Below are 8,377 nucleotides of genomic sequence, written 5' to 3'. Positions count from 1 at the left end.
CATTGCTTTAAGTAATTTGGTTAATAATCTCAAATCTGTAACGTCTCGAAAGCTTAGACAAGAATTTTCCGACCACTTAAATTCTTTTTACTGGAAAGATGTTTTATGGAATGGCTCTTACTTTGTTGCTAGTTGCGGCGGAGTTACTATTTCAACTCGGCGACAATATATCGAAAATCAGAACAAACCTAATTCCGATAAACCCTGACCGCAATTCATCTCACGCTGCTCTGTCGGGTCAGACGTGGGGCTTCTTGGGGAAGAAGCTAAAGTTTGACTAACTTTTAGGGCTGATCATAAAATCGTTCAAACCGTTCTGAGTAATCTTGGGGTTGTGCTTCATCATTGAGCATTTTTTCGCTGAAAACAACCCATTTTGAGTGCTTCGAGTCCATCAATTGCCCACAAGTTGAAGCCAACGAGTATCATCCAGTGTTCCGGGTTTGATCTTAATAATTTTAGGGTTACGGGCTGGAGAATGATCAACCCAATGCAGCACAGCGTTGGAGAATACGATCTCAAATTCGGTGGTAAACCGAAGTGATCACGCATCGAGACAGGCAAAAGAAAGATTTGCATACTCAAAAGGTCGATAACTCTGTGCTGCATAGGCAATCAATTCGGGAGAACTATCGATTCCGACGACTTTTCCTGAAGATAGAGAAGCTGCTGGCATTCGCAGTTATTTTTCTATCTCCACAGCCGACATCAAGAACCGATTCACCCCCATTCAAATCGAGATGAGAACGCAATTGCTTTGCCCACCGAAGTTGAGCATCAGAATTTTTTGTATATTCTTCTAGGTTCCACATCTGAGGGCAAATCAAACAATTGAGTTTGGATGATCATTCCATCTCGGAAATCCTAACGAACCTGTTCAAACCGTTTTCGAGAGTTCCGCATTCTGCGGCGTTCTCTATGTCTGGCTATTTCCTTTCGCTTTTGTTTTTCGGCGAGTGTTTCAAAATAGCGGTTCTTTTTCATGTCTGCAAAAATACCCGCCCTAGAGACTTTTTGTTTGAACCGACGCAGGGCTGACTCCAACTGTTCGCTTTCCCCGACGACCACTTGAGCCATTCAATATCCTCCCTTATGAATTACTTGTTAGTTAGTTATTGACACTCTCACCGACAAGTTTTGCGCTTGCTTGGAGATTCTTGCTTCAACCTCTCTTAACTAGACTAGACTTCAGAGAAATCTAACCCCCGTCAGACCGAGTCCACAGGCATTTTGATTTGACTTCCACTGGCTGCCCGACAGCAGAAGGATCTCAATTTTGACTTTTGGTGTTTTTTGGCTCTGCTTGTCAAATGCTTTAACCTGAGCGCTATATCACCGTTACATCTTCTCCGGCAATATTTCAACGCTCTGAGGTTAGGAAAAGCCACTCCCTTTACTCGACTAGATTTTAACACGAGTCGTTCAGGCTTGGATCTGATCAGATTATCATTTTTAACTGTGCGATCGCTGAAAATCTCGAAATCATTTCACCAACGATGATCTGATCAACTCAACTCAGAGAACTTCAATTCTTCAAAGGTGACTGAAAACCCTTTTCCATCAGGTGAGGCACACATCAACCCAACTTGTAGCTTTTCGGTGTCACTGAGATAAGCTAATCGTAACAGATTATAGCGATCGCCATCGAGAGAATATTCAACCTCTACGGCTTCTGCATTTCGTTTTAACCGCAAAATGATCCATTCCGGGTTTTGAGGTAAGGGAACCACTGACCAGTCAGAATAATCTCTAGTCACGACAACACTCGCCTGTTGTACCCCGTTGACGAATTCTATCCCACATTTTAACCAGGTGTTTTCATCCTGACGAATCATCAGCCCTGCTTGATCATAGAGGTCTTGATATTCTCCAATAATTTTAACTTCTGCGGTAAAGTTTCCCGAAACTTCTTGATAATAAAAGTGACCGTTATCCCGAATAAAACCATAATGGGTTGTTCGCCAAAAATCGGTTTTAGCCCCAGACAACACTTGAATTTTATTTTGATCTTCTGTCCATTGGGGCGGTTCATTATACCATTGCATCGTTTTTTTTAGATTAGTAACAATTCAATAATAAGTCAACTGAAAAAGTAATAGTCGGAAAAGTCTAAGTTGATTGGATAGCCCCTAACCCCGGGTCAGTAATACCTGTACTTTTGGCTAGGTAAAAAACTAATCGATGGGTGAGTACCTTTCTTGGATGTATCTCTGTATGGTGGCTTTACTGTCGGAAATTAACTTTGCAGACAGGTCTTAAGAATGTCCAAATGCCTTAAAAATTACTAATTTTGAAAAATTTATCAAAAATTGGGTGAAAAGTTCGGGGATTCCCCGAAGTCAAATAACTTACCCCACTGCTAAAACTCAATCCTGAAGCTAGATTCAGCCTTTAAATTTTCGACTTGCTTGTGTGCAGTTCATCTTGATATTCTCGATACAGCAGCTTTAGAGAGGTTCAGAACCCCAACTCTGAAGCCAAGTGTAAATGCTAATTTATAGTCAAACAAACATTATCCAACCAATGACGAATTCCTTTTTTTCACCGAGGTAAAGGGGGATAATAGCATGATTAGAAGAAAAATATCGGAACAATCGTCAACATCAGTTCTGTACATTTATGATGAGGTAATGATGAGTTTACAACCCAGTCATAACCAACGAGTCAATATTGATGGTGCATCCATAGAAGGCTCTCAAATTGCTCAGGCTGGACGCGATATGATTCAGACTGTAACCATCTATGAGCGTTTGAGTTTTACAGGTTTATTTAGTCGAGAAGTTAAACCCCCAACCCAACAAGAATATCGCTTCCGACAAAAACTATTGAGCCAAGTCAAAGAATTTTGGGTAGAGGATGTCTTAGAACGGTCATTGCATAATAAAGCGATGATTGACCTCGGACTCGAAGAACGACCCGATTTGGTAGAGCGTCCTTTTAGTAATGTTCAAATCTCCCCAGAGCAATCACAAAAACCTTTATCTACAAGTCGAGGAATCACCACTGCATTTAATCAGATGGGAGAGGGGGGAACGCTGCTGATTTTGGGTGAACCCGGAGCCGGAAAAACAACGATTTTGTTGAAGTTAACACGGGATTTAATCGCTCGGACTTCGGAAAATTTTAATCAGCCCATACCTGTGGTTTTTAACTTATCTTCTTGGGCAAAAAAGCAGCAAAAAATCGCCGATTGGTTAGTCGATGAACTTGAGAGCAACTATGGTGTTTCTAAGTCTTTGGGTAAAGCATGGGTGCAAGAGCAACAACTGTTACTTCTACTGGATGGTTTGGATGAGGTGCGAGCCAAACATCGAGAAGATTGTGTAGAAGAAATCAATCAATTTATGAAAGACTATGGAGTAACGGAGATGGTGGTTTGTAGCCGAATAAAAGACTATCAAGCCCTCTCAAATCGCCTACAAGTGCGGGCTGCTATCTGCGTTCAACCTTTAACCTCAGAACATATTAATCAGTATCTAAACAATGCTGGGGAACAACTTCAAGGTATTAAAACTATCTTTCAACAAGATACAGCGATGCAAGAGATGATGAAATCTCCCCTGACTCTCAGTATTGCTAGCATGGCTTACAAAGATATCTCTATTGAAAATTTACAGCAATTCAGTTCTATTGAGGAACGTCGTCAGCATCTTTTTGAAAACTATATTGAGCGAATGTTTCAGCCTCATGGACGGGCTATGAGGATGAAATATACGCCTGAACAAACCAAACATTGGCTCACCTGGCTGGCGACCCGGATGGTACAAGAGTCTCAAACTGTATTTCTCATCGAAAAAATACAGTTTACTTGGTTAGAAAAAAAGGGTGAACGTATCTTTTATCGTATTGTTAGTGCATTGGCTTCTGTGCTGATTTTTGGGCTGATTTTTGGGCTGATTTCTGAGCCGATTTCAGGGCTGATTTCAGGGCCGATTTCTGAGCCGATTTCAGGGCCGTTTCCTGAGCCGATTCATGGGCTGATTTCTAGTCCGATTTATGGGCTGATTTATGGGCTGATTTATGGGCTGATTGGAGGAGAAATTAAAACTGTTGAAAGCTTAAAATGGTCGAGCCAAGAATTTAAAAAAAGTATAAAACAAGGGCTAATTTCAGGGCTAATTTCAGGGCTAATTTCAGGGCTAATTTCAGGGCTGATTGTTGTGCTGATTTTTGAGCCGATTTCAGGGCTGATTTCAGGGCTAATTTTTGGGCTAATTTTTGGGCTAATTGGAGGGCTGATTGGAGGGGAAATTAAAACTGTTGAAAGCTTAAAATGGTCGAGCCAAGAATTTAAAAAAAGTATAAAACAAGGGCTAATTTCAGGGCTAATTTCAGGGCTGATTTCTGTGCTGATTGGAGGGCAGATTTCTGTGCTGATTTTTGTTGGGGTGCCATATGCTATTGTTCAAGGATTAAAAGGGCCAGAAATAGACACTAAAAAGGTTCCAAATCAAGGAATAAAAAAATCTGCATTAAATGCTCTATTTGTTGGGATAATTATAGCTATAGTAGTAGGAATACTAGGATTATTAGGTGGGGAGCTATTTGATATTTTCCTGAAAAAATATGATGGTATATCGTGGGAATCTTTCTTCTTTAGCATACCATTCTGTCTAACAATCGGCCTAGCTTTCGGTGGTGGATATGCTGTCATCCAACACTTAACTTTGCGTTCAATGCTTTACAAAAAAGGCTTTTCTCCCTGGAATTATGCTCGTTTTCTAGACTACGCCACCGAACTAATCTTCCTGCAAAAAGTTGGGGGCGGTTACATCTTTATTCACCGAATGCTACTCGAACATTTTGCCCAAGTTGAACCCTAACAAGTTCCATAAAGTTCGGTGAAAGTTTCTCAGTCGATAGACCTGATAAATGCGGTTAATTCAGAAGAAGTTGAGACTTTAAAAACCGTTGAGACATTAGAACCCGAATCAGTCTCTAATAAAATTTGTGGAAATTGCCAACATGAAAATGCACCGGAGTTTAACTTTTGTTCCCAGTGTGGAACCGCACTAAATTCTGATAGTATTTCTAACTAAACTCGTAACATCAAGGAGATTCAACCATGAAGACCATTTTGATTTTATTATCCAATCCCAAAAATTCGGTTCAGTTGCGTTTGGGAGAAGAAATCCGCGAAATCAAAGAAGCGTTGAAACAGTCAAAAAATCGAGAACAATTTAAAGTTGTGAGTGAGTCAGCCGTTCGGGTGAAAGACTTGCGACGAGCATTATTAGAATATGAACCTGCAATTGTTCACTTTTCGGGTCATGGTTCTGGGAGTAACGGACTGATATTATAAAACGATTTGGGAGAAACTAAACTCGTGAGTAGTGAAGCCTTAGCCAAGCTGTTTAAACAGTTTCAAACCAAAGTTCAATGTGTTGTTCTCAACGCTTGCTACAGCGAAGAACAAGCCCAAGCCATTCATCAATATATTGATTGTGTTGTGGGGATGAATAAAGCCGTTGGAGATGTTGCAGCAATTAATTTTTCTACGGCGTTTTATGAAGCTTTAGGAGCAGGAAAATCCTATGATAAATGTTTCAACTTTGCTGGCAATTCGATTGATTTAGAAGGAATATCAGAGTCGGATACTCCACAAATTCGGTATCGTCCTCGACATTATATTTCTGATATTGAGGAAACTCAGCAGGCTCAAAATCAAGATGATTCATCTTTTAAACCTATGTCAGAACAACCTAAATCTCAATCTATGAACTTTAGTGGCGGGACTTTTTCAAAGGTTCAATTGGGTCAAGCCGGACGTGACCTAACTCAAACTCAAAAGTTCAATTCAGATCACTCTTAAAAACAACTTACTATTACAGAAATTATAACATTAATCCAAAAAATTTAAGCTATTTTTCGCAATTCAAATTTACCCGAAAAACAGCAGGAAAAAGCTCTAAATTACCTAGAAAATGCTCAAGAAGCAGTTCAGGAAGATGAACCTGATAAAAGTTATGCAGCCAAAAGTTTACAAAAAGCTAACAAAGTTCTTAAAGACGCAAATCTCTGGCTTGAATTCAAATCTCAATTAGAACCTCTATTCACTCAGTTAGAACCCTGGCTAGAAGTCGAAGCCAAAACGTTATCGTAATTTCTAGATTTGTTCTAATCCTGTTGTTCTTTAATCGTGTCACTAACTCCCTATTTTTTAAGGTAGATTTAGGGAGATCAAGTATCTGTAGCATTATTTTCTGTATTTCAGATCAGAAGTTAGAAGTCAAGATCTCCCCATCTCCTCCAATTGACAATTAAAAGGTGTGATAGCAGGTTAATATAAGGGTGGAATTCCCGCCACATCTAAAATTTTAGAAATCAAATCTTCTCGTTTAACTGCCATCAAATGAACACCCCGACAAAGTTGACGGGCTGTTTTCACTTGTTCGGCGGCAATTGTTACCCCTTCTTCTAGCGGTTTGGGGGCTTTTTCTAAGCGTTCTATTGTTGATTCGGGAATCTTAACACCGGGAACATACTTATTAATAAATCGGGCATTTTTAGCAGATTTCAATAAAAATATTCCGGCTAAAATCGGTTGGTCAATGCCTGCTGCAACTTCGGTCATAAACTTATCAAGGCGGTCAAAATCTGTGATTAATTGACTTTGAAAAAACTGCGCCCCGGCTTTTAATTTGCGTTCAAATCGACTTTTTAAGCCGGACAAACTGGGAGATTGGGGATCAACCGCCGCCCCCGCAAATAAATCTGTCGCCCCATCAGATAAGGCTTTATCATTCCAATTTGTACCGTTATTTAACTTTTGAATTGCGGTTAATAATCGTACTGATTCAAAATCAAAAACAGACTTTGCTTTGGGATGATCACCGACTTTGACAGGATCACCTGTGAGGGCTAAAACATTGCGAATTCCCAACGCATCTGCCCCCAATAAATCGGCTTGTAAACCAATTCGATTGCGATCGCGACAAGCCATTTGACAAATGGGTTCAATGCCATGACTTTTTAAAATAATCGCAGATGCCAACGAACTCATACCCAAAACCGCCCGACTACCATCAGTAATATTAACTGCATGAACCCGACCTTTTAGGGTGTTTGCCATCTCAATCATGTGAGTCGGATTTGCCCCTTTTGGCGGTGCAATTTCTGCGGTAATAATAAATTCTCCGGGGGTTGAACAAGCTGTACGAAAATAATTCATTAATTGATTGTGAATGTTAGATTAATTAGGGTTTGATTGTTTACTCAAAACTCAGCTTCACCTCTAAAATTATCGAGATGCTTCCTATTTGATCAACTTATTGGTTTGAGTCTGTTTCCACTTAAAGCGGAGTTGAATAACCCAATGCTTTTTTAACTCGGGCTAACGTTGCATTCGCCACCGCTTCTGCTTTTTCTCGACCGTCTTTGAGGACAGATTCTAAATAAGCGCGATCGCCCATTACTGCTTTATACTTTTCTTGAATGGGTTTGAGGGCCTCAATTGTTGTTTCCGTTAATAGGGGTTTAAATTGACCCCAACCCATATCCTGACATTGAATTTTAACTTCGTCTTTAGTTTGACCAGAAAGAATAGCATAAAGCATTAAAAGGTTATGACATTCGGGGCGTTCAGAATTATCAAATTCTAAACCCCTTACCGAGTCCGTTTTACAACGCTTAATTTTTTTAGTGATGGTTTCTGGAGGATCAAGTAAATTAATCCGACTCAATTCAGAAGGGTCTGATTTTGACATTTTGCGGGTACCATCGGTTAAACTCATCACCCTAGCGCCTTCTGTTCTAATCATCGGTTCAGGGATTTTGAGAATTTCTTCTTCTTCCTGACCAAACATATGATTAAACCGCGCGGCGATATCCCGAGTTAATTCTAAATGTTGTTTTTGGTCTTCTCCAACCGGAACTTGATCCGCATCATAGAGTAAAATATCGGCAGCCATTAACACCGGATAATCCAGTAAACCCGTACTGACATTTTCACCTTGTTTGATGGCTTTTTCCTTAAACTGGATCATATCTTGTAGCCAGTTAATCGGCGTAATACAATTGAGCAACCACGTTAACTCGCTATGAGCGCTAATGTGAGACTGAACAAAAATAGTAGAATGCTCTAGATCAATGCCACAAGCCAAATACAAAGCTGCTATGGTGTAGGTATCAGCCGCTAAGGTGGCGGGGTTGTGCGGTACGGTAATGGCGTGTAAATCGACCACACAGAAGAAATTATCATACTGACTTTGACCTTCAACCCAGTTGCGAATTGCGCCTAAGTAGTTGCCGAGATGAAGGTTTCCGGTTGGTTGAACGCCTGAGAGAACTCGCTGTTTACCCATAATCGGTCAATTTCGGACTGGACTTATACTATATTGGCACGTTATGCTCACACCTGAGTGGTGAATTCCTCGGA

10 protein-coding genes are annotated in these 8,377 nt (G+C 40.3%); 5 read left to right on the top strand and 5 right to left on the bottom strand.

The window, feature by feature from the left end; translation table 11 throughout:
- Positions 1–208: IS200/IS605 family transposase (locus M595_RS29175; protein WP_023065878.1), on the top strand; the 208-nt coding region annotated here is incomplete at its 5' end.
- 336 nt (positions 209–544) lie between these two features.
- Here M595_RS29175 and M595_RS31085 read toward each other — a convergent pair.
- The 3 genes from M595_RS31085 to M595_RS09360 all read right to left on the bottom strand — a co-directional run bounded on the left by M595_RS31085 (position 545) and on the right by M595_RS09360 (position 2,045).
- Positions 545–676: a class I SAM-dependent methyltransferase gene (locus M595_RS31085; RefSeq protein ID WP_023065877.1), complete on the bottom strand. Its 132-nt coding sequence runs from the start codon at positions 674–676 to the stop codon at positions 545–547.
- Positions 677–864: 188 nt separating this feature from the next.
- A complete protein-coding gene (gene rpsU, locus M595_RS09365) occupies positions 865–1,077 on the bottom strand; it encodes a 30S ribosomal protein S21 (protein WP_009787297.1) in 213 nt (70 codons plus the stop codon).
- 428 nt (positions 1,078–1,505) lie between these two features.
- Positions 1,506–2,045: a DUF1349 domain-containing protein gene (locus tag M595_RS09360; protein ID WP_023065863.1), complete on the bottom strand. Its 540-nt coding sequence runs from the start codon at positions 2,043–2,045 to the stop codon at positions 1,506–1,508.
- A 522-nt stretch (positions 2,046–2,567) separates the two neighbouring features.
- Between M595_RS09360 and M595_RS09355 the strand changes: the two genes are divergently transcribed.
- Genes M595_RS09355 through M595_RS32245 form a run of 4 tightly spaced genes read left to right on the top strand, consistent with a single transcriptional unit; the run spans position 2,568 to position 5,812 of the window.
- Positions 2,568–4,823: an NACHT domain-containing protein gene (locus tag M595_RS09355; protein ID WP_238987047.1), complete on the top strand. Its 2,256-nt coding sequence runs from the start codon at positions 2,568–2,570 to the stop codon at positions 4,821–4,823.
- An 18-nt stretch (positions 4,824–4,841) separates the two neighbouring features.
- On the top strand, positions 4,842–5,039 hold the full coding sequence (locus M595_RS09350) for a zinc-ribbon domain-containing protein (protein WP_023065832.1): 198 nt from the start codon (positions 4,842–4,844) through the stop codon (positions 5,037–5,039).
- Positions 5,040–5,065: 26 nt separating this feature from the next.
- Positions 5,066–5,302, top strand: a complete 237-nt coding sequence (locus M595_RS32250; RefSeq protein ID WP_023065854.1) for a CHAT domain-containing protein — start codon at positions 5,066–5,068, stop codon at positions 5,300–5,302.
- 24 nt (positions 5,303–5,326) lie between these two features.
- Positions 5,327–5,812, top strand: a complete 486-nt coding sequence (locus tag M595_RS32245; RefSeq protein WP_023065866.1) for a hypothetical protein — start codon at positions 5,327–5,329, stop codon at positions 5,810–5,812.
- Between the two features lie 468 nt (positions 5,813–6,280).
- On the opposite strand, the gene M595_RS09335 is transcribed toward M595_RS32245, so the two are convergent.
- Positions 6,281–7,171 carry a methylenetetrahydrofolate reductase gene (locus tag M595_RS09335; RefSeq protein ID WP_023065921.1) on the bottom strand — a complete coding sequence of 297 codons (891 nt, stop codon included), beginning with the start codon at positions 7,169–7,171 and terminating at the stop codon, positions 6,281–6,283.
- Between the two features lie 121 nt (positions 7,172–7,292).
- The gene (trpS, locus tag M595_RS09330; protein WP_023065875.1) at positions 7,293–8,303 is read right to left on the bottom strand and encodes a tryptophan--tRNA ligase; all 1,011 of its coding nucleotides are present in this window, start codon (positions 8,301–8,303) and stop codon (positions 7,293–7,295) included.
- Positions 8,304–8,377 lie beyond the last annotated feature (74 nt).

This window comes from Lyngbya aestuarii BL J (assembly GCF_000478195.2).
Lineage (GTDB): Bacteria > Cyanobacteriota > Cyanobacteriia > Cyanobacteriales > Microcoleaceae > Capilliphycus > Capilliphycus aestuarii.
The sequence above is the reverse complement of the archived record's forward strand: the minus strand, read 5'-3'. Positions and strand labels throughout refer to the sequence as shown.

What these genes read in the sequence shown, in the direction of transcription:
- M595_RS31085 (WP_023065877.1), bottom strand. Translation starts at nt 676, where the DNA reads ATGCCAGCAGCTTCTCTATCTTCAGGAAAAGTCGTCGGAATCGATAGT.
- rpsU (WP_009787297.1), bottom strand. Translation starts at nt 1,077, where the DNA reads ATGGCTCAAGTGGTCGTCGGGGAAAGCGAACAGTTGGAGTCAGCCCTG.
- M595_RS09360 (WP_023065863.1), bottom strand. Translation starts at nt 2,045, where the DNA reads ATGCAATGGTATAATGAACCGCCCCAATGGACAGAAGATCAAAATAAA.
- M595_RS09355 (WP_238987047.1), top strand. Translation starts at nt 2,568, where the DNA reads ATGATTAGAAGAAAAATATCGGAACAATCGTCAACATCAGTTCTGTAC.
- M595_RS32250 (WP_023065854.1), top strand. Translation starts at nt 5,066, where the DNA reads ATGAAGACCATTTTGATTTTATTATCCAATCCCAAAAATTCGGTTCAG.
- M595_RS09335 (WP_023065921.1), bottom strand. Translation starts at nt 7,171, where the DNA reads ATGAATTATTTTCGTACAGCTTGTTCAACCCCCGGAGAATTTATTATT.
- trpS (WP_023065875.1), bottom strand. Translation starts at nt 8,303, where the DNA reads ATGGGTAAACAGCGAGTTCTCTCAGGCGTTCAACCAACCGGAAACCTT.